The sequence below is a fragment of the Cohnella xylanilytica genome (genome assembly GCF_014212175.1).
GTDB lineage: Bacteria > Bacillota > Bacilli > Paenibacillales > Paenibacillaceae > Cohnella > Cohnella xylanilytica.
On record NZ_JACJVR010000019.1, the window covers coordinates 64,124 to 85,434 of the forward strand.

Sequence of the window (21,311 nt, forward strand, 5' to 3'; positions counted from 1 at the left end):
GATGCATCCGGGTCAGCCCTTGACGGAGCCGGCCGCGATGCCTTCCACGATTCGGTTGCTGAGCAGGAAGAACACGAGAAGAATCGGCAGGATGCTGACCATCAGCGTAGCGCCGATGGCTCCCCAGTCGGTCGTATACTGGCCGACGAAGTTCTGAACCCCGACCGTCAGCGTCTTCAGGGTGTCGGTGCTGATGAACGTGTTGACGAAGATGAACTCGTTCCAGTTGTAGATCATGTTGATGATCGCCGTCGTCGCGATGACGGACGCGGTCATCGGGAAGACGATGCGGAAGAAGATGCCGTGCGCGGAGCAGCCGTCGATGACGGCCGCTTCCTCGACCTCTCTCGGCAGCGAGGTATAGAAGCCGAGCATGATCATGATCGTGATCGGCATGTTGAACGCCACGTACGTCAGCACGAGCGACGCCGGATGGTCGATCAAGCCGAGGTTCTGGAACACGCTGAACAGCGGAATCAAGGCCGAATGAACCGGGATCATAAGACCGGTCATGAACAGCCCGAGCACCAGCTTGCTTCCCTTCCACTTCATGCGCGTGACGGCGAACGTGACGAGACTCGCGACCAGCACGGTGAGCGCGGTGGAGACGACGGTCAGCCAGACGCTGTTCAGGAAGTAGATGCCGATGTTCCCTTGCGTCCACACCTTCTCGTAATTTTCCCAGCGCCAATGCGTCGGGAGCGACAGCGGAGGGGTGTCGAACACTTCCTGGTTATTCTTCAACGAGAAGAACAAGAGCCATACGAGCGGCAAAATTTGCAGTATCGCTACGGCGGCAAGCGCGACGTAGAGAAGGGCGAAGCCGATCGTCCGGCCGAAGCCCTTCCCCGTCTCGGCCGCGGCCGGGCGAGGGGCGGTATGGGCGACGCTCATCCGAAGCCCTCCTGTCTCAAGAATATTGGATGCTGTCTTTGGTAGCGGTCGCGCGCCGGATCAGCCAGGTGGCGACGAGGCAGACGACGAGCAGGAAGAAGCCGACGGCGCTTCCGTAGCCGAAGTCGAACGCCTTGAACGCTTTGTGGTACATGTAGGAGGCGATCACTTCGCTGGAGTTGTTCGGCCCGCCGTCCGTCATGACGTAGATCAGGTCGAAGTACTTGAGCGATCCGACGAACGCGAGCACGATGGTTACCTTGATCACTTCCATGATAAGCGGGAGCTTGACGCGGAAGGCGATCTGCCAGGCGTTCGCCCCGTCGATCCGGGCCGCCTCCTCGAGCGAAGAAGGAATGTTCTTCAAGGCGGCGTAGTAGATGAGGATATAGAAGCCCGCGTACTGCCACAGAATCGGAATGAAGATGGCATAGAGCACGAGCGACGTGTCGGCGAGCCACGCGGGCGGATTGTCGAAGCCGAGAGAGACGAGGACGGAGTTGAGCACCCCGTTCGTCGGGTGGAAGATCTTGAGCCATAGCTGCGCGATAGCGACGGAAGACAGCAGCATCGGAATCAGGTAAATCTTGCGGAGCAGATTCGCTCCCTTGATGCGGCCCGACAGGATCAGGGCGACGATCAGGTACAGCAGCAGGCTGACGCAAGAGAACGCGGCGAGCAGCAAGGAATGCAGCGCGCTTTTCCAAAAAACACTGTCCTGCAATAACGCGGAATAATTGTCGAAGCCGATCCACTTCTGGGCTCCGATGCCGTTCCATTCGGTCAGGCCGTAATAACCCGTCATCGCGATCGGGATATAGATCAGCCCCAGGATCAACACCAGGGCGGGCAGAACGTACAGCGCGATGGCCCACTTGTTCGACATGACTTTGTCCAATGCGGCCGACCCCTTTCCTCGTATCATGGAAGGCGGAACCTGCCCGCGAACGCCGCGGGCAGGTCTCGCCGAATCAAGCGATGATGCCGGTTATTGGCCCGCCGCGATCGCCTTGTCGTGCTCGTCGGCGAACTGGTCCGGCGTGACGGCCTTGCCGAACAGCGCTTGAATCTGATTCAAGTGAGTCTCGGCCGCGCTGGCCTTCATCTGAACGTCGGCGAACAGCGTGATGCTCGTCGCCTTGTTCATCTCGTTCAGCAGGTCGATGTACAGCTGCGGCAGCTGGATCGAAGCGGTGTCGACCTTCGTCGCCGGAATGACGCCCGCGTCCGTCACCGATTGCTCGCCCCAACGCTTGACGAAGTACTCGACGAACGACTTCGCTTCTTCCTTGACGGCCGAATTCTCGGCGACGAACAGGCCTACGCCCGGGCCGCCGACCCAACTGTCGATGTTGCCCTTGCCGCCGTCCACCGTCGGGAACTTGAAGAAGCCGACGCTGTCGCGGAACTCCTGCGGGATGTCCTGGTTCGTCGTGAAGTTCGGCAGCTCCCACGTGCCCATCATGTACATGGCCGCTTTGCCGTTCAGGAACTCGGACTTGCCTTCGTCGTTGGACAATCCGTTAAAGCCCTTGTTGAAGGCGTTCTCGTCGACGAGCGTCTGCACTTCCTTCGCCGCCTGGACGAGTCCGGCGTCCTTGAACGAGACTTTGCCGGTAATCGCGTCGGCCAGCGTCTGGGAGCCGGCGATGCGATCGGCCAGGTACATGTACCAGAGCGAACCCGTCCAGCGGTCCTTGTTGCCCAGCGCGATCGGAGCGACGCCGTTCTGGGTCAGCGTCTTCACGACTTCCTGGAATTCGGCGTAGGTCGTCGGAGCCTTCAGGTTGTATTTCTCGAAGATCTTCTTGTTGTAATAAACCGGGGTGATGTTGAACTCCAGCGGAAGCGCGTACGTCTTGCCGTTGATGGCGTACGCTTCCGTCGTGCCGGAGACGAACTTGTCCTTCAGCTCGCCCTGCAGCAGATCGTCGACCGGCGCGAACAGATTGCCTTCGACGAAAGGCTGAAGGTAGCCCGCCGCCCACGTCATTCCGACGTCCGGCAGCTTGTTCGAGGCCGAGAGCACCTTCATCTTGCTCTTGTATTGCTCGTTCTCCAGCACTTCTTGCTTGATCGTCACGTTCGGATGTTCGTCCTGGTACTCTTTGATAATCTGGTTCACGATTTTGTTCTGCTGCGCGGAGCTTCCCTCCGGCCACAGATGCATCATGTTGATCGTGACCTTCTTGTCCGACGACGCGGGCGAAGACGCCGGCGCCGATGCCGATGCCGAAGCCGACGAGCTTCCGGCCGAAGACGCCGACGGCGAAGCGTTCCCGTTGTCGGAGCCGCCGCCGCAGCCCGCCAGAGCCACGGACAGGCCCGTTACCAGCATGATCGGTGCAATCGCTTTCTTGTTCACGTTTACATCCCCCTATTTGACGATGTGCGCGGCCTCGGTTGTAACCGCTGTCAATATTCTAGCACCCGGCCTTTAGTCGCATAAGGAGATAGCCATTGGGAGAAATTCCACTTTTATTGGATCGCGTCGTCCTCGTCGGACACTTGCCGCCGGTACTGGCTCGGGCTGATCGATTCGCTGTCCTTGAACACCTTGATGAAGTACTTGGCGGTCTGGTAGCCGACCTGCTCGGCGATCTCCCCGATCGGCAATCTCGTCTGCGCGAGCAGCTCCTTCGCCCGCTGAAGCCGCCGCCGGGTCAAGTATTCGCTGAACGTGAAGCCCGTCTGTTCCTTGAACAGGACGCTGAAGTAGCTGGCGTTCAGGTGCAGGTGGTCGGCCACCTGCTTCATGCCGATCGCCTCGCGCATATGCTCCTCGACGAACGCGATCGCGTCCCGGACGGGCTGGCCGTACTTCGCCTCCTGTCCGGCTTCCAGCAGCTTCGGATCGACGAGCTTCTCCATTCGCTCGATCCGGTGCCGCTCCTCCTCGGCTTCGAGCGCCTTCTCGACCGCCTGAATCAGCCTCAGCTTGTCCAGCGGCTTCAGCAAATATTCGACGACGCCGAGCTGGATCGCCTTCTGCGCGTAATCGAATTCGGCATGCCCGGAGATGACGATGACGACCGGCTTATGGTGGCTTCCGCTTCCGCCGGCGCCGTCCTGAATCGCCTCCAGCATCTGCAAGCCGCCGATCTCCGGCATCCGGACGTCCGTGATGATCAGATGCGCGGAATGCTCCTTCAGCCATTCGAGCGCCGCGACGCCGCTCTCGACGGTCTCGATTCTGTATCGCCCCGCCGACCAGGCTTCGAGCGTCTTGCGAACGCCCTGCCTCGTCCGCGGTTCGTCGTCGACGATCAACAATGTCTTCATGCCCGGTCCCCCTCTTCCCCTGGTTTCTCGCTTGTTTTGCCGTCCGACTTCTCGCCCGGCAGCGCGATCTCGAAGCTGACCGTCGTCCCCCGTCCCGGCTCGCTCTCGATCCGCAATCCGGGTTGTCCTTGGCTTCGCCCTTCGTCGCCTTCCCGCTCCCCTTCGGCTTCCGCCTCCGGGAAGTACAGCTTAAGCCGCCGCTGCACGTTGGCCATCGCCACGCCCGTCCCTCGGGACGAGCCCGCCGGCCGGCCTTCCGCTCCCTTCAGAAGCGAAGCCACCTTCTCCTCGTCCATGCCCGGCCCGTCGTCCCGGACGACGACGACCGCGTAACCGGGCCGCTCCGACCGCGCGACCTCGATCGTGACCGTCCCGGGTCCGAGCTTGTTCTCCACTCCGTGCAGAATGGCGTTCTCGACGAGCGGCTGCACGAGCAGCTTCGGAATCGGGACCTCCTCCAGTCCCGAATCCGCTTCGATGCGCCAGCTGAGCCGGTCGCCCAGCCGCATCTGCATAATCTGCAGGTAGCGCTCCGCATGCTCCAGCTCGTCGCGGACGGTCACCCATTCGTCGCCGCTCGCCCCCCCGATCACGTAGCGGAACAACCCGGACATGGCGACGACGATGCGGGCCAGCTCCTCTTCTCCCTTGTCCTCCAACGACCAATAGAACGCTTCCAACGTGTTGAACAGGAAGTGCGGGTTGATCTGGGCCTGAAGCGCCTTCAACTCGGTGCGGCTCTGGGTCAGCTCCTTCTCGTACACGACCCGGATGAGCTCGTTCATGTCGGTCACCATCTGGTTGTACGTGTTGTTCAGCTCCCGGATCTCGAGGGCGGCGACCGCCGGGGCCGGCGACGGATTCGGCTTCAGGCCGCCCAATCTCGCTCCCCGCATCGTCTTCATCAGCTTCAGGATCGGCCGGGTCATCATCGTCGAGAGCAGCAAGGTGAGCAGCGCGAACAGGAAGGCCCCGATCCCGACCGAGACGAGGATGGCGGTTCTCAGCACGGAGATCCCTTCGGTCGTGGCGTGAACCGGCGTCAGCAGCACGAGCGTCCACCCGGAAGTGGACGAGCTCTGCCGGACGGCGATCAGCTCCTCCCCGCCGAGGCGCACGTCCCGACCCTCTTGCTCCAGCGCCGATCGGGCGTCGTCCAGGCTCAGGTCGGACGTGATCGGGGTGCCCTTGCCGTCCGCGAGCAGCATGAATTCGCCGTCGCGCGGCGCCTCGTTCGCCAAGTCGTCGTTCATGACGAAGTAATCGCGGTTCAGGTGAACGGTCAGATAGCCGCCCGCCGAATAGGAGCGGTCGATCAGGCTGACGCGGCGAATCGCGAGCACCATGCTCGGCTGCCGGGGATCGATGCCCACCCAGACGAGCCGTCCCTTGGCCGCGTCCGCGGCGGCGATCCAATCCCGGTCGACGCGGCTGCCCAGGTCGATCTCGTCCAGCGGGAACAGGCGCCGGTAATCCTTCGTATACAGCTCGAGCGACTGGATGCCGGACGAGTAGGCCATATAGCTGTTCGCGATCTGCAGCAGCGACTGGCGCTCGTTGAACCCCGACGGGATTCCGGCGGCTTCCCGCAGCAGCAGCTTCTGGACGTAGTCGTTCGTGGCGATCTGGGTCGTCAGCGTATCGACCTTGTCCAGCAGGGCGTCGAGCCGGCCGTTCGCTTGCACCGCGGTCTGCTGGATATGCCTCTCCGCGTTGTTCTTCAGCAGGGTGGACACGGAATTGAAGGTGATCCCGCCGACGACCGTCAGGATAATCAACATGACGAGCAGGAATCCGATCAGCATCTGGTTGCGCAGCGTGTTCCACTTGGCGAGAGAAGTCCACCTCATGCCGTTCTTCCTTTCCTTCGGTCCTGACATTAGTTGCCCTCGATCATTTTGTCACCGCTCCGCCATAATGTAAAGGCTATCTTCCTAGCAAGACGCCCTTGCCAAGGCGGAACCGGGCCCAACAGGAACAGCCCTGCGTCCTTCGGACGCAAGGCGGGCGCCGGGCGGAAGCCGGGCTATCTTCTACGGGGCGTTCGGAGCCGGATCCGCCTTGGCGCCGGAGTCCGCGATCGTGATCTGAACTCGGCAGCGGATCGAAGCCTGGCGGAACCGGTCGTTCCAATCGTTCTTGACCTTGTTCCACGTCTTCGGATGCTGGATTCGCAGCTGGTTGCCGAATTCCGCGGCATCGATCCCGTAGTCCCGCTGCAGCTTGCGGAGAAGCGAGCCGATGCCGTTCGACACGGCCTCTTCGAACATCCTTTCCGCCTTCTTGATCGACGCAGAATCGCTCTGCCGGATCGAAGACGTCCAATTCTCGGCAAGCCTGCCTCGCGACTCGACCCGGACGTCGAAGGAGATATCCCCGTCCTTGGAGACGCTGGCCTTCGTCCGGCTGCTCATCGTCTCGATCTCGTACGCGAGGACTTGCCGGGTTCGTTCGTCGTCTATTTTCAAGACGCCGCCCTCGCCCCTTCCGGTCAGCCAGACCCAGGACTGGACCTCCTCCTCGTTCAGGAAGCCGCGAAGCTTGCCGCTTCGGCCGTCGAATACGCCGGCCCCCGCCAGCTTCATCTCCCCCTTGGCCGCGATGACGTTCTGCAGCAGGAAGTTGTCCCCGGCTTGAACGAACCCGTTCACGGTTGCGAGCGAGCGGGAGGGCAGGATCTTGATATTCCGGTATCGGTTCTTCGCGAGGCCCCATAAGTGGAAGGCCGGGACCTCCTCCTTCACGCCGCTCTCCATGACCTCCGACGCATGGCCGTTGCTGACGAACACGAGACTGCTCATGCGGATGTCGTTATCGGTCAGGAAGAAGTCCAGCAGTTGGCCCATCGAGGCGTCTCGCGCCAGGCGGTCGCCGATGACGATAACCTTCAAGTGATGCCCGATCAGAGGACGATCCAGCCGCAGGGACGCCTCTCGAAGAATCTCCAGCACGGAATCTCCGGTCAACGTCAAGTTGCGGAAGGATTGCTTCTTCTCGCCGCCGGCCTGCTTCGGAGAGGCTCCCGTCGCCGTTTGCACGGCGACGATCTGGATCGTCGAAGCGATCGCGTCGCGCTTCGGGTATGAGCCTCCCTTCCGGTCGAGGGCGGCTTCCGTCTCGTCGGATTTGGACTTGTCCATCGCCATTCCGATGTAGACGCTCTGCGTCTCGATCTCCCCGCTGCTCCAGCAGCCGGCCGACGACAAGACGCCGAGCAGCGCGATCGCGGCTCTAAGAAGAAGGCTGGCCCTTCGCATTCCACTTCTCCTTGCAGACGGATAGGATCAGCAGCGCCCACGGCAACGCTCCGAACATCCAGATGTAGCATTCGCCGATGACATCCCCGAACCCGAACACGTCCCGGATATTCCGGGGAGCCCGGATCAGGAGATAGACGACGGGGAGCAAGGCGTATAAGCAGAGCCTCGCGCTCCTCCCTCCTAGTAGTCGGGAGACGCCGAGAGAGGCCGCGTAATAGGCGATCGTGAACGACGAGAAAATTTGCAGGATCCACGTGATCAGCAACAGCGATTCGAACCGTTCGAAGATAAGCCCGCCGATCTCGAAGCTGCGGATCAGGTCGATCGTCGGCCACGTTCTCGAGAGAGTCCCTTCGACGGACAACGCCCCTACGGCGATGAAGACGATCGGGACGTAGATCGCGATCGGAACGAGAATTCCCGCCGCGACGGCCTTCACCGCCTGCTTGGGAGAACGCATGTACGCCGTCAGGATCAGCATGATCTCGGACCCCGAATAGGCCAGGCTCGTCGCCTTCAACCCGCGAAGGACGGGGGCGATGCCTTCGCCGAGGACGGGCCGGATACGATCGGGCTCGAAGATCCGGAGACTGAGCACCGACAACAGCGCCAGAAAAGCGACGGTCGCCGGGAGGATGATCTCGAACAGCCGGGCGATGGGACCGATTCCTCCGACCGTCAAATAGAGGCCGACCCATAGGAAAATCGCCGTGATCACCCAAGTAGGCGTCCCCTCCAGAAGGAAGAACGAGGACACCTCGGACATCGACCGCACCTGGAAAGCGGCGGTGGCCAAGAAGTAAGCGACGATCAGAACGGACAGGACGAATCCGGGAGCTCTGCCGACGATGCGGCCCGCGAATTCGTATACCGTCTGCCCGGGATATCTCCGGCTGAGCAGGGCGATGCCGCAGCCGCCCAGGAGAGCGAGCGCTCCGGCCAGAAGAACGGCGATCCAGGCGTCGGGGGTATGGGTGTTCTCCAACGCGGAACGGGGCAGCGTCAGAATCCCCGCCCCTAGAATCAGATTGGAGACGATGACGGCGGCTTGCGCGGCGCGGATGCGTTCTTCCGGTTGGATCATCCTATCTCCCTCCTTCGTATCGGGATTATCCCCCGCGGGTCGGATCCTTCGGGTTCAAGATCCTCGGCCGCTTCTTCATCGCCGCGGTCGGCAATCGCACGAGAAGATCCTTCCAGTCGGAGAGCCGGTACGGCACGGCGGGGCTCAGGTAGGGAACCCCGAAGCTCTTCAGCTTGACCAGATGGCTGCCGATCAGCAGCAGGAACATGACAACGCCGAACAGGCCGAACAGGGCGGCGGCCAGCATGGCGAAAAATCGAAGGTAGCGGAAAGTAATTCCCGCGCTGTAGGAAGGAATGGTGAACGACGTGATCGCCGTCGCCGCGACGACGATGACCAGAATCGGGCTGATGAAGCCGGCCTGCACGGCGGCTTCTCCGATGATAAGCCCCCCGACGATGCCCATCGCCGGCCCGATCGGCTTCGGCAGCCGCAGCCCGGCTTCCCTCAGCACCTCGATGGCGATCTCCATGAAGACCGCCTCGATGTAAGCGGGGAACGGAACCCCCGTCCGCGTCTCGATGATGGTAACCGCGAGCTTCGTCGGGATAAGTCCCGGATTGAACGAGATGAAGGCGATGTAGATGGAAGGCAGGAGCATGGAGACCGCGACGGACACGAACCGCAGAATGCGGATGAAGGAGACGGGCAGCCAACGCTCGTAATAATCTTCGGGAGATTGCAGCAGCATGCTTAGGGTGACGGGGACGATAAGAGCGAACGGAGTCCCGTCGAGAAGCAGGGCCACCCTTCCCTCCAGAAGAGCGGCGACGACCCGGTCCGGCCTCTCCGTATTCTGCGCTTGCTGGAAGGGACTGAGACGGTTGTCCTCGATAAGCTGCTCCACGTACCCGCTCTCGGGCAAGTCGTCGAGATCGATCCGGTCCAGCCGGCGATGCACCTCGCGCAGCAGCTCCGGGTCGACGATGTCGCTCATATAGGCGACGGCGAGCTCTCTCTTGACCCTTCGGCCGACGGTTCTCTTGGAGATGACGAGAGACTCGTTCTCTCCGCTCATTCGGAGCATGGCCGTATTGTCGGACAGCGACTCGTTAAATCCGATCCGAGGCCCGCGCACCAATCCCTCCGACTCCGGCTCCTGCGGCGCGCGCTTGCCCGCATGGACCGTGTCGATCAGGAAGATCTCCGGAATCCCTTCGATGAGGAGCGCCGTATGTCCCGACAGCGTCTTCGCCAGCCAGCCGGACGCCGAGAGCCGTTCCGTCAAGGCGCCGACGCTCAGAATGCGGTTCTTCACGTATTCGGCCGTTACGGGCGGCTCGAAGCGACCCTTCATCAGCATCCGGATCAGATGCCGGTCGATGAACTCCTTGTCGGACAGCCCTTCGACGAAGAGCAGGGCGGCCCGTAACGGAGCGCCGCCCAGCTCGAGCTCCCGGAGGCGAAGATCCGAGTGGATCGCCGTCTGCTCGCGGAACCGTCCGATATCGAGGTCGAAGTCTCCGCTCCAAGAGTCCGCCTTCATGCGTCATCCCCACCATCCGGTCAGGTATAAGGATTCCGAATCCGCTTGGCCAACGCCGCCAGAAGGATCGGAACCCCCGTCACCGCCGCGGCTTGCAAATAAAAATCCAGATCTCCGAGCAGCCGCCCCAACGATCGCCACGCGTTCGCCGTCGTCCTCACCCGCTTCCCGCCGGTCTTGCCAAAGTCTCGGCATCCATATCTGCCTCCATTGTGGGCTTCGCAGGCCGCGTTTAAACGTGGTCGGCAGGCCGCGATCGCTCCGGTTCATAGACCCCGTTCTCTAACGAACTCCGGAGATGCTATTGGGCGTCCGGCACGAAAACGCGACCGTACGATTCGCTAGCGCTTCCCCCCGAATCGTTCTAGAGGCGAATGGTCAGTCGCACAAAAAAACGCCTCTTCCTCCGCTCGTACGGAAGAGAGGCGTCGCTTATGCGGGCATGAATGTATGGCGGGTCCGATCGAGCCGTTAAATCTCGCGGCTTCTGCGGTCGTTGGCCATCGCGGCGAACAGGCAGAACGCTCCCAGGAAAATCAAAACGACCGTCGTGACGGGAAGCAAATAATCCATCGGGGCAGCTCCTTAACGAACGTAAATAATGATAATCATTATCATCATTATACCCGATCTTCCGCAACAATCAAGACGTACGTTCAAGGATCGAATGATCTTCCCAAAAGGTGGAAAAGCTAGCGGGTATTCCGGAAGCCGCACCCCCGAGGAGCACAGCATGAGGAAGCATCCGAACCCGAATCCGAGCCCGGATACGAACCCAAATTCGAACTCGAACTTGAATTCGAACTCTAGCTCGAACACGGTCCCGAACCAAAACCAGAGCCGGAGCCCGAACCCGAACGATCGTCCGCCGGATTCGCCGTCCCAGGCGGCGCCGGAAGCCGATCCCCGGTCGGAAGCCCCGTCGTCCGAAGCCGTCTCCTCCCGTCTGGAAGACAACCGGCAGCGGATGGAGAGCCGCTTCGCGGGCTGCGGAGACCTGGAGATCCGTCCTTGGCGATTCGGACCGAATTCCGAGCTGCCGGCCTTCTCCGTCTGCTTCGATACGCTGGTCCGGACGAATGCGAAGAAGGAGCTGGCGGAGACGCTGCGAAGCTTCGTCTTCCAGGATGCCGACGCGGCGAACACGGCCGAGGAAGCGATTCGCCGGCTGAACGACCGCGGGGCCTCCTCGACTCCGGCGAAGCCCATCGACCGGTTCGACCTCGCCGTGCAGGAGGTTCTGGACGGGCAGATCGTCGTCTTTTTCGAAGGCTGGAGCTGCGCCCTGGGTTTCTCGGCGCTCGAAGTCGAACAGCGGCAGGCGTCCGAACCGATCACGGAGCCGAGCGTGCACGGGCCGCACGTGAGCACGATCGAGAGCATCGACAGCAACATCGGCGTCATTCGCAACCTGCTCAAATCGTCCAAGCTCAAATTCGTCTTCCGCACGGCCGGGGAAGATACGCGCAGACGGATCGCCTACGGCTACATGGACGGAATCGTCCAGCCGGAGACGCTGGCCGAGTTCGAGAAGCGGGTCGAACGGATCGGAGGCGAGGAGATTCTCGAGACCTCCTATCTGGAAGAGTGGATCGGGGATTCTCTCTACTCTCCCTTCCCGCAGGTCCGGTATACGGAACGACCCGACACGGCCGTCGCATCGCTGCTCGGCGGGAAGATTATCGCCTTGGTGGAAGGCAGCCCGTCCATCCTGATCTGTCCCGGAAGGTTCCTGGAGTTCTTCATGGCGAGCGAAGACTATTATTACCGTCCGATCTACTCTACCTTGATTCGGTGGCTTCGGGTGGCCGCCTTTCTAATCGCGCTTATGCTGCCGAGCACGTACATCGCCCTGTCGACTTTCCATTCCGAGCTCATCCCTACCGTCTTGCTGCTCGCGATCTTGAACACGAGAGAGGGCATCCCGTTCCCGGCGCTCGTCGAAGCGCTCATCATGGAATTCTTCTTCGAGCTGCTGCGGGAAGCCGGCATCCGCTTGCCCCGGCCGATCGGCTCGGCGGTGAGCATCGTCGGGGCGCTGGTCATCGGCCAGGCGGCCATCCAATCGCAGATCGCTTCCCCGGTCATGGTCATCGTCGTCGCCTTGACGGGCATCGCATCCTTCGCCCTCCCGCAGTACAACATGGCGATCGCCCTTCGCATCCTGCGGTTCCCGCTGATGCTGCTGGCCGCCACCTTCGGGGGACTCGGCATCATGGCCGGCGTCATCCTCGTCTACCTTCACCTGGCGACGCTTCGCTCGCTGGGACAGCCGTATCTGGCCGCGCCGACCCCGCAGGAAGTTCGCCGGCTGAGGGACGCGTTCATCGTTCTGCCCCGCCGCGCGTTGCTTCGTTCGTCCCGGAACCGGCGCCCGAACAAGGAGCCTATGAGGGAGAAGAGCATGCCTTGAGAACATTCGCTCGCCTGACCGTAATCTGGCTGATGTCGATGGTTGCCGCCGGCTGCTGGGACAATCGCGAATTGGACGAATACGGGTTCGTCCAGGCGGTGGCCATCGACCGGCAGGACGACGGGCGGATCAAGTTGACGACTCACTTCTACAATCCGTCGAGCAAGTCGGAAGGGGGCGAAGGCGCGAAGTCCGCCCAGAACTCGAAATCCGCTCAGAAGGGGATTAATATCCGGACGAGCGGAGACACGATCTTCGAAGCGATCCGCGATATTCCGATGAAGTTAGGCCGCAAGGCCAAGTGGGACCATATGCGAATCATTCTGCTGGGCGAGCGTCTCGTCCGCACCCAGAACATCGGCGAAGTGCTCGATTACTTCTCGAGAGACCATGAGCCTCGCGGAACCGTGCTGCCTTTGATCGCGGACGGCGATGCGGGCGAGTACCTCGAGATCAAGCCGTTCATCGAACAGACCATCGGGCAGCAGTTCAAGAAGATGGAGACCGACGGCTCCCAGTATTCCGCCAAGACGTCCAGAGTCCCGCTGTACGAGCTGGCCATCCATCTGAAGAATCCTTCGAGGACGGCCGCCGTCGCTTATATTCACAGAAGCGGCCCCGGAGGCGACGTCGTTATCTCCAAGGTGGCCTTCTTCAAACAAGGCAAGCTGGCGCACGTCCTGGAAGAGAAGGACGCCGAAGATCGGACGGGAAGTCGAACGGAGGCTCCAGGAAGGGATCGCCGTTCTGAAGCGGGAGAAGCTGGACGCCCTCGGAATCGGCACCCAGATTTACAGAAGGAATCCGAAGCTCTGGAGACGGCTCGAGCCCGATTGGGACGATCGGTTCGCCCGCATCCGGTTCCAGGTCCGGGTGGAGGTTCGCATGCTCAGCACGGGGTTAAACGTCGGAACGCCGTTCGGTACGAAGGAGAGGAAGTAGCGATGTATGGAAAAATGGTATGTCTGCTCGTTCTGGGAGCCGCGATGCTGCTAGCGGACGGACAGGCTCTGCGCGAAGCCGGCCGCCGCGAACGGATCGTCTACGGAGCGCTGGCCGCGCCCCTTCTCTATCTGGGCCTCTTGTTCGTGACGCAATGGCCTTGGCCCAATCTGGACGCGCTCTTCGATCTGCTCGCGGCACCGGCGAAGCGGATCGTCGGCGGGCTCAATCCCGCCGCCTCGTCATGAACCGGGGAGCGGGAAGCGCCGCGGCCAAGCAGGATCGCATCGGCTCCGTCCAGATGGCGGTCCTCTTCCTGTTCTTCATGACCGGCTCTTCAATCGTCATCATTCCCGCGCCCCTGACGAACGTCGCCGGGAACGGAGCCTGGCTCTCCCTGCTGATCGCGTGGGCGGCGGGAGCGCTTCTGCTCGCCTGCGTCCTCTATCTGAACCGGCGATATCCCGGCCGATCGCTGTTCGAATACGGACGCGAAGCGCTCGGGAACGCGGGGACCGCCCTGCTGCTCGCCCCGTTCCTCTGCGTCATGTTCTGGCACGTAGCCGGCATCGTGATCGAGATCGGTCTTTTTTTCAAAAGCACGATGCTGAAAGAGACGCCTACTTATGCCGTGAACTCCGTTCTCCTCGTCACCATTGCCTTGACGGTGCGCGCCGGCCTCGAAGTCATGGCCAGGATGGCCTCCGTCTTCCTCGGGCTCATGTTCGGGGCTATCGTTCTGGTTCTGGCCCTGGTCGGCCCGTTGTACCATCCGGAATACTTGATGCCCGTCATGCCGGACGGAATCGGCCCTATCCTGAACGCGGCCTACATCGCCTACGGGTTCCCTTACGCCGAACTCGCCGTATTCGCGTTTATCCTCGCGGACGTGAAGGAACGCGATTCCGCCAAGATCGGCAAGCGCCTGTATCTCGCGCTCGCCGTCAACGGATTGACGCTTCTCGTCTCCGTCGCGTGCAGCATCATGGTGCTCGGCCCGCTGTCCGGCGACCTCAAATATTCCCTCTACCAGTTGGCCCGGCTTATCTTCATCCGGGAGATCATCGAGCGGATCGAGTCGGTGATCGGATTCTCGCTCATCGTCGGGTTCTACTTCAAAACCTCGATTCTGCTGCACATCCTGGTCCGGGCTCTAGGGCTTGCGTTCCGGCTGCCGAACGAGCGAATCCTCGTCTTCCCCGTCGCTCTCCTCTGTCTGCTCCTGTCGCTAACGACCTATACCGAAGAGGCGAAGATGGAGGAGATCGTGAGCATCGTCTGGCCTCTCCTCGACAATCTCGTCTATGTCGCGCCGCTGCTTCTGATCGCGGCGGTTACGGCGCTCCGCGGCCGGGCCGGACGTTCCCGCGGGCGAGACGTCTAACGCCCGGCCTCAACCGCCCGACGCCTCGGCTCTCTTCCCGAGCCGCAGCATCCGCAGGCCGTTCAGGATGACGAGGATGGTGCTCCCCTCGTGCCCGACGACGCCGAGCGGCAGCGCGATGCCTTGCGAGAAGTTGCTGGCGATCAGCGCCAGGATGACGGCGAGGGCGAAAACGACGTTCTGCTTCACGATCCTCCGAGTCCGTCTCCCGAGCGCGACGGCGTCGGCGATGCGGCCGATGTCGTCGTTCATGAGCACCAGGTCCGCCGTCTCCAGGGCGGCGTCGCTGCCGGCTCCGCCCATCGCGATGCCGACGGTCGCGGACGCGAGCGCCGGCGCGTCGTTGACGCCGTCGCCGACCATCGCGACGGAGCCGTATTCCCGGCGAAGCTCCTTGACCTTCGCCACCTTCTCTTCCGGCAGCAGCTCGGCGTAGACGCGGCCGATGCCGAGCTCCCGGGCGATCGCGGACGCCGTGCGGCTCCGGTCGCCGGTGAGCATCGCGACCTCGATGCCGAGCTTGCGCAGCTTGGCGACGGCCCGCTTCGCTTCGGGACGAATCTCGTCCCGCAAGGCCACGACGCCGACGAGCTCGCCTTCGCGGTGCAGAACGGCGACGGTCTTCCCTTCCTCTTCGAGCCGGTCGACGGCGGAGGCCAGCTCTTCCGAGCGAAGAGCTTCGTCCACGAAGGCGGGTTTGCCGATTTTCCACAGGTCCCCGTCCCACCTGGCTTGAATGCCCGAGCCGGTCAGCGCGCGGAAGTCGGTCGGCCGGCCGTAGGCCAGTCCGCGGGACCGGGCTTCCCCGACGATCGCCTTGGCCAGCGGGTGCTCCGACAGGCTCTCCAGCGACGCCGCGATCCGCAGCACCTCGTCCGCCTCGTAGCCTCCGAAGGCGACGACGTCCGTCACGACGGGCTTGCCCGCCGTCAGCGTCCCGGTCTTGTCGAAGGCGATCGCCTTCACCCCGGCGACGTGGTCGAGATGGGCTCCGCCCTTGAACAGGACGCCGATCCGGGCGCCGGAAGAGATCGCCGACAGCATCGCCGGCATGATCGAGGCGACCAGCGCGCAAGGCGACGCGACGACGAGGAACACCATCGCTTTATAGAAGGTCGCCTCCCACGACCAGCCGAGCAGGAACGGAGGAACCGCGATCAGGATCGCGGAGACGAGCAGCACGAGGCGGGCGTAGATGCGCTCGAACCGTTCCATGAACAGCTGCGACGCCGGCTTCTCGCTCTGCGCCTCCTGAACGAGACGGATCATCTTCGCGAACAGGGTCGATTCGCTCGTCTTGGCCACTTCGACGAACAGCGCTCCCTGGCCGTTCAGCGTTCCGGCGAACACCTCGTCTCCCGCTCCCTTATCGACCGGAATCGATTCGCCCGTGATGGAAGCCTGGTTGACGGAGGAGGCTCCCTCCTTGACGACCCCGTCCGCCGGGATGCGTTCGCCGGGCTTCACGACGACGAGATCCCCGACCGCCAGCCGCTCGATCGGCACGACGGTCTCGGCCCCGTCCGCGTAACGGACGGCCGTCTCCGGCTTCAGGTCCATGAGCGAGGAGATGTCCCGGCTGCTGCGGTCCATCGTGTACGTCTCGAGAGCCCCGCTCAGCGAGAAAATAAAGATGAGCACGGCGCCTTCGGTCCAATAGCCGATGCAGGCCGCTCCGATCGCGGCGACGATCATAAGCAGGTTGACGTCGAGGTCCCGCTCTTCGATCAGCGTCATCAGGCCTTCCTTCGCCTTGACGAACCCTCCGACCGCGAAGGCCAGCAGGTAGAAGGCGACCGCCACGCCATGCGTATGCTTCTCCAAGGTCCAGGCGACGGCGATCAGAACGCCGCTCGCCAAGGCCGCCATCCCTTCCCCGTAGCGTTCCAGCCACTCCTTCCCGCTTCTTCTCGCCTTGGCGGAGGAGACGGTTAAGGTCTCGGACGTCGTCATGCGGTTATCCGCGTCGCGGGTTGCGATATTCATACTGCGATTCCCCCCAGTGAGAATGACTCCCATTATTAAGTCCCTGAAAATGGCACATGCTGCCCCCGCGAAGGGACAGCATGTCGGTCGGGGATTACCCCCGTCGGTATCGGTATTTAAGTTCGGCGTTGCCGTTTCTTCTTTAGAATAATTCCAAATTGCTGAATTGTAAAGACCATTTTGCGACAAGCTACAAGTTCTTACACCGGATAGAGGAATTTGAATCTCCTTCTGGAGCGCCGCGGCCTTGAATGGGATCTCCGGGGTTGCCGCATCTTAACGGGAGACGTTGAGGAAGGAGGAATCGGCTTGAGCGGGGGACGCGAAGAGACGCAACGCCAAGAAGCGGAGCGCGACCGGGCAGTCCGAACGGCTGACCCCTATACCGGGCAGGCGGCGGAGCAATCGGAAGCGCGGTTTGCACGGCATCCGGCAGACAACGGGGACTCGGCCGACGAGGCATCGACGCTCCGATCGAACGAAGCGGCGGCGGGCGTGAACCGGGAAGACGACGCGGTGCGCGAGATCGTACGGGACATTCAAGAGACGTACGAGGTGAATCCGGCCGACCTCGATTAAGCCGATATCCGCGGCGACGACGAAGAGCCATCCCGGCGGGAACGCCGCGGATGGCTTATTGCCGACGCCGAACTCGAGCGCCGAACGAGAAGCGCGATCAGCCTGTGACGCCTCTGCGATCAGCCCTCATCGACTTCACGATCAGCCTTTGACGCCTCCGACCATCATGCCCTTCACCACATACTTCTGCAGGAACGGATAGACCAGGATGATCGGAACGGCCGCCACGATCGTCATCGTCGCGCGGATGGACAACGGCGTCACCTTGTTCGAGGAACCGTTCCCGGAGCTGGCGAAGGCGTCCGCCGCGGTCCGGGAAGCGGTCGCGTTCGAGTTCTGCAGAATCTTCTGCAGCTCGTATTGAAGCGTGCTCAGTTCGACCTTGGACGAATTGTACAGGAACACGTCGAACCACGAGTTCCATTGATAGACGGCCGTGAACAGCGCCACCGTCGCGAGCACGGGCACGCAGAGCGGCAGCACGATGCTGATGAACGTCCGGAATTCCCCCGCGCCGTCGATCCGGGCCGACTCGATGACGCTCTCCGGCAGCCCTTCGATGAAGGAGCGGATGACGATCAGGTTGAAGACGCCGATCAAGCCCGGCCAGATGTATACCCAGAAGCTGTTGATCAGGCCCAGATCCCGCACGAGCAGGAAGGTCGGGATCAAGCCGCCGCTGAAGTACATCGTCAAGATAAACGCGATGGAGACGAATTTGCGCAGCACGTACTCCTGCCGGCTGATCGTATAGGCGACCATCGCCGAGAAGAACACCGTCGCGACCGTTCCGATCACCGTCCGAAGCACCGAGATGACCGTCGCTCCCAGTATCGTCGCTTCGTTAAAGACGTACGTGTAATTTTCCAGCGTCCAATCCCGGGGCCATACGTAGACGCCGCCCTTCAGCGAATCCGCGGCGTCGTTGAACGAGACGGCCAGCGTGTTCACGAACGGGTATAGCGTCACGATCATCAGGCATACGAGAAAAGTATGGTTGCAAATATCGAAAATACGGTCGCCGAGCGAGCTGTCCCGGTACGAGCGCTTGCGGCGCTTCGCGCCGGTAGAGGCCCGCTGGCCGTCCGTCATCGTTGCCGTGTCCGCCATGTTCATGCTCTCCTTCCAAGTGTAACGACTTCGCGATCAGAACAGCCGGGCTTCTCCCATTCGCTTCGCGACATTGTTCGCGAAGAACAGGAGAACGAAGCTGACGACCGTCTTGAAGATGCCCCCCGCCGTAGCCAAGGAGAAGTTGTTCTGGTTGATGCCGTATTTGAGGACGAAGATGTCCAGATTCTCGGAGAAGTCGACGTTCATGCCGTTGCCGAGCAGATATTGCGGCTCGAACCCCGATTCGAGCAGATTGCCGATGTTCATGATCAGCAGGACGACGATGACCGGCTTCATTCCCGGCAGCGTGATGTACCACATCCGCTTGAGCCGCCCGGCCCCGTCCATCTCCGCCGCTTCGTACTGCGCGGGATCGATCATCGTGATCGCCGCCAGGTAGACGATCGTGTTCCAGCCGACTTCCTTCCAGACGGAGCTGGCCCCGAAGATGCCCCAGAACCATTCTCCTTTGCCGAGGAACAAGATTTCTTCTCCCTTGGCGATAAAGCCGAGCCGAATAAGCAGTTCGTTAATGATGCCGTCCGGAGACAGCGTCGACTGGATAATGCTCGCCGCGACGACCCACGAGATGAAGTGCGGCAGATAGCTCACCGTCTGCACGAGGCGCTTGAACGCGAGCCTTCGGATCTCGTTGAGCAGCAGAGCGAGCGTGATCGCCGTGACGAAGCCGAGCACGAGGTTGATGCCGCTCATGGCGAGCGTGTTCCGCAGGACGCGGAAGAACCGCTCATCCTGGAACAGGAACTCGAAGTGCTTCCAACCGACCCAAGTCTGCTCCGCGAATTTCTTGGCGGGCTTGTAATCCTGGAAGGCGATCGTCCAGCCCCAGATCGGCCAATATTTGAATACGAACAGCCAGACGAGGAACGGGACGGACATGAACACGAGCGTTCGCTGCTGAACGAGCTTCTTGATAAAAAGGTGCGGACCCGCCTTCTTCTTCGGCAACATCCTCGGAGACATTGCGGGCGCGTTCGGATTCTCCATCATCATTCATCTCCTTCGGATCGGTCGGGCTGATGGAAGGGGGAAAGGCCGGACCTATGCGCGTCAGCAGCACGATGACCGGCCTTTCGCATCTAACTATGTCGGTTTACTTCTTCAACGATTCGACGACGGCTTTGATCTGTTCCGTATACCACTTCTCGTAGCCGGCCGTGTCGAGCTTGCCGAACTGGCCGAGATATTCCTGCCAGACCTTCTCGAATTCGTCCGGCTTCGCCAGCACGAGCTTGGGGAAGTACTTCTTCGTGAGCTCTTCCTTCTTCGTCTCCCAGATCTGCTGCGGCGAGCCTTGCTCCTTCGGGATGCCCCATGCCGGGAACCACGGACGATCGTCCGGAGGGGAGAACATCTCCGAATACGTCTTCACGCCGTACTTGCCGAGAATCTCCTTGTCCCCGTCGGTCAATCTCATCTGGAACACTTCCGGCTGGAAATTCGGCGCCACCGCGTTGCCGTCGGCGAACGTGGAGTTCGTGCCGTATTGCGGCCAATCCCAGTCGTAGTACGTGAACCCGAACTTGTCGTTGAACTTCTCGTCGATCTTGGCGATCTGCTCGGCCGTCCGGTAGAAGCGGCCTTGCTCGTTCACTTCGTACGTCTCGCCCTTGATGCCCCAGCTTCTCAGGACTTGGTTCTCTTCCTTCAGCAGGTTGTCGAAGTATTGAATGATGCGTTCCGGATTCTTGGCGCTCACCGTAATGCCGATGCCGCGGTTCTTGACGAAGCCCGGCGGGTCGAGGTACTGGTCCTTGCCGCCGTCGAACGTGACGGGAAGCGGGAAGTACACGTAGTCATCCTGGGTCGGGTCGGCTCTCGCCGCGTCCTTCAGCACGTTGTTCGCCAGAGCGACCTGCCAGCCGTAGTCGAAGTAGCCGACGACCTTCTTCGAGGACAGCTTCGCGATGTACTGATCGTAGTTGTCGACGAAGGAAGCCTTGTCGAACAACCCCTTGGCGTTCAGCTCGTTCAGCTTCTGCAGCCAGCGCTTCGTGGAGTCGGCGGCGGCGTACGTCTTCGCTTCGAGCGTGTTCATGTCGACGATGACGTTGCCGTCGTTCGGATACCCTTCGAGATGCATCGGCGGGTTCGCCGTCGTGAAGAACCGCCAGTCGTGCGTCAGCGCGATAAATCCGGTCAGGTCCTCGTCCTTATGCTTGGCGACGAAGTCCTCGATCAGCTTGAAGTATTCGTCCAGCGTCTTGATCTTCGGGTAGCCCGCTTCCTTCAGGACGCGGCGCTGGACCCAGAAGGCGCCCTGGTTGATGTCCGGGTCCGGATAGAATTGGTTGACGACGCTGGAGAACGGAATGAAGTAGATCTTGCCGTCGGCCGCCCTCATCTGGTTGAAGTATTGGCCGTACACGCGCTTGATGTTCGGGCCGTACTTCTCGATCAGGTCGTCGAGCGCGATGAACCCGCCCGCGTTCAGCACTTCCTCGATCGCCGCGTCCGGAATCAGTACGTCCGGATATTCGTTGGAGGCGATCATCGTTCCGATCTTCGTGTTCAGGTCGCCGACCAGGTGTTCGATCTTGAAGTTGACGCCGGTCTGATCCTCGAGGATCTTGCCGATCGTCGTCTCGTTCGTGTTGATATCCTTGGCCCCGGCCACTCCGTTGAAGTACGTGAAGGTGACTTTGTCCAGCGGCTTCTCCGAGGCCGAGGGCGAGCTTGCCCCCGAAGCCGAAGCGCCGCCCGACGGCGAAGCCTGTCCGCCGCTGCCGTTATTGCCGTTTTTGCCCCCCGCGCACCCTGCCAAGGTGAACGCCATAACGGCCGCCATGCAGAAGATCAATGATTTCTTGACCAACGAAATCTTGCCCCTTCCTCGCGTTTGTTTTGTAAGCTCTTTCATTATAAAA

Annotated in this window: 17 protein-coding genes; 4 read left to right on the forward strand and 13 right to left on the reverse strand. The window is 61.5% G+C overall.

Annotation, left to right across the window (positions count from 1 at the left end; translation table 11 throughout):
- Positions 1–12: 12 nt before the first annotated feature.
- From H7B90_RS05705 to H7B90_RS05745, 9 genes are all read right to left on the reverse strand, one after another.
- Complete coding sequence (locus tag H7B90_RS05705) at positions 13–894, reverse strand: carbohydrate ABC transporter permease (RefSeq protein WP_185134892.1); 882 nt, start codon at positions 892–894, stop codon at positions 13–15.
- Positions 895–910: 16 nt separating this feature from the next.
- On the reverse strand, positions 911–1,792 hold the full coding sequence (locus H7B90_RS05710) for a carbohydrate ABC transporter permease (RefSeq protein WP_185134893.1): 882 nt from the start codon (positions 1,790–1,792) through the stop codon (positions 911–913).
- Positions 1,793–1,882: 90 nt separating this feature from the next.
- The gene (locus tag H7B90_RS05715) at positions 1,883–3,232 is read right to left on the reverse strand and encodes an extracellular solute-binding protein (RefSeq protein ID WP_185135002.1); all 1,350 of its coding nucleotides are present in this window, start codon (positions 3,230–3,232) and stop codon (positions 1,883–1,885) included.
- Between the two features lie 140 nt (positions 3,233–3,372).
- Positions 3,373–4,176: a response regulator transcription factor gene (locus tag H7B90_RS05720; protein WP_185134894.1), complete on the reverse strand. Its 804-nt coding sequence runs from the start codon at positions 4,174–4,176 to the stop codon at positions 3,373–3,375.
- Positions 4,173–6,026, reverse strand: a complete 1,854-nt coding sequence (locus tag H7B90_RS05725) for a cache domain-containing sensor histidine kinase (RefSeq protein WP_185134895.1) — start codon at positions 6,024–6,026, stop codon at positions 4,173–4,175. The genes H7B90_RS05720 and H7B90_RS05725 overlap by 4 nt, the downstream gene beginning before the upstream one ends.
- A gap of 183 nt (positions 6,027–6,209) precedes the next feature.
- Entirely contained in the window at positions 6,210–7,433 is a 1,224-nt protein-coding gene (locus tag H7B90_RS05730) for a Ger(x)C family spore germination protein (protein WP_185134896.1), read from the reverse strand.
- Positions 7,408–8,520, reverse strand: coding sequence for a spore germination protein (locus H7B90_RS05735; RefSeq protein ID WP_185134897.1), 1,113 nt, complete (start codon positions 8,518–8,520; stop codon positions 7,408–7,410). The genes H7B90_RS05730 and H7B90_RS05735 overlap by 26 nt, the downstream gene beginning before the upstream one ends.
- A 25-nt stretch (positions 8,521–8,545) precedes the next feature.
- Positions 8,546–10,006, reverse strand: a complete 1,461-nt coding sequence (locus tag H7B90_RS05740) for a spore germination protein (protein WP_185134898.1) — start codon at positions 10,004–10,006, stop codon at positions 8,546–8,548.
- Positions 10,007–10,026: 20 nt separating this feature from the next.
- Positions 10,027–10,167 (reverse strand): hypothetical protein, encoded by a 141-nt coding sequence (locus H7B90_RS05745; RefSeq protein WP_185134899.1) that lies wholly within the window; start codon positions 10,165–10,167, stop codon positions 10,027–10,029.
- A gap of 572 nt (positions 10,168–10,739) precedes the next feature.
- Between H7B90_RS05745 and H7B90_RS05750 the strand changes: the two genes are divergently transcribed.
- Genes H7B90_RS05750 through H7B90_RS05760 form a run of 3 tightly spaced genes read left to right on the forward strand, consistent with a single transcriptional unit; the run spans position 10,740 to position 14,745 of the window.
- The gene (locus tag H7B90_RS05750) at positions 10,740–12,419 is read left to right on the forward strand and encodes a spore germination protein (protein ID WP_260410784.1); all 1,680 of its coding nucleotides are present in this window, start codon (positions 10,740–10,742) and stop codon (positions 12,417–12,419) included.
- On the forward strand, positions 12,416–13,609 hold the full coding sequence (locus H7B90_RS33810; RefSeq protein ID WP_260410785.1) for a Ger(x)C family spore germination protein: 1,194 nt from the start codon (positions 12,416–12,418) through the stop codon (positions 13,607–13,609). The genes H7B90_RS05750 and H7B90_RS33810 overlap by 4 nt, the downstream gene beginning before the upstream one ends.
- Positions 13,606–14,745: a GerAB/ArcD/ProY family transporter gene (locus H7B90_RS05760; protein WP_185134900.1), complete on the forward strand. Its 1,140-nt coding sequence runs from the start codon at positions 13,606–13,608 to the stop codon at positions 14,743–14,745. The genes H7B90_RS33810 and H7B90_RS05760 overlap by 4 nt, the downstream gene beginning before the upstream one ends.
- A gap of 9 nt (positions 14,746–14,754) precedes the next feature.
- Here the strand turns inward: H7B90_RS05760 and H7B90_RS05765 are convergent, their stop codons facing one another.
- On the reverse strand, positions 14,755–16,731 hold the full coding sequence (locus H7B90_RS05765; protein WP_376701717.1) for a heavy metal translocating P-type ATPase: 1,977 nt from the start codon (positions 16,729–16,731) through the stop codon (positions 14,755–14,757).
- Between the two features lie 309 nt (positions 16,732–17,040).
- Here H7B90_RS05765 and H7B90_RS05770 point away from each other — a divergent pair, with 309 nt between their 5' ends.
- Positions 17,041–17,310 (forward strand): hypothetical protein, encoded by a 270-nt coding sequence (locus H7B90_RS05770; RefSeq protein WP_185134901.1) that lies wholly within the window; start codon positions 17,041–17,043, stop codon positions 17,308–17,310.
- A 141-nt stretch (positions 17,311–17,451) separates the two neighbouring features.
- Here H7B90_RS05770 and H7B90_RS05775 read toward each other — a convergent pair whose 3' ends face one another.
- From H7B90_RS05775 to H7B90_RS05785, 3 genes are all read right to left on the reverse strand, one after another.
- Positions 17,452–18,402, reverse strand: a complete 951-nt coding sequence (locus tag H7B90_RS05775) for a carbohydrate ABC transporter permease (RefSeq protein ID WP_185135006.1) — start codon at positions 18,400–18,402, stop codon at positions 17,452–17,454.
- Positions 18,403–18,456: 54 nt separating this feature from the next.
- On the reverse strand, positions 18,457–19,407 hold the full coding sequence (locus tag H7B90_RS05780) for an ABC transporter permease (RefSeq protein WP_246578659.1): 951 nt from the start codon (positions 19,405–19,407) through the stop codon (positions 18,457–18,459).
- 130 nt (positions 19,408–19,537) lie between these two features.
- On the reverse strand, positions 19,538–21,259 hold the full coding sequence (locus tag H7B90_RS05785; RefSeq protein ID WP_185134903.1) for a type 2 periplasmic-binding domain-containing protein: 1,722 nt from the start codon (positions 21,257–21,259) through the stop codon (positions 19,538–19,540).
- Between the last annotated feature and the right edge of the window lie 52 nt (positions 21,260–21,311).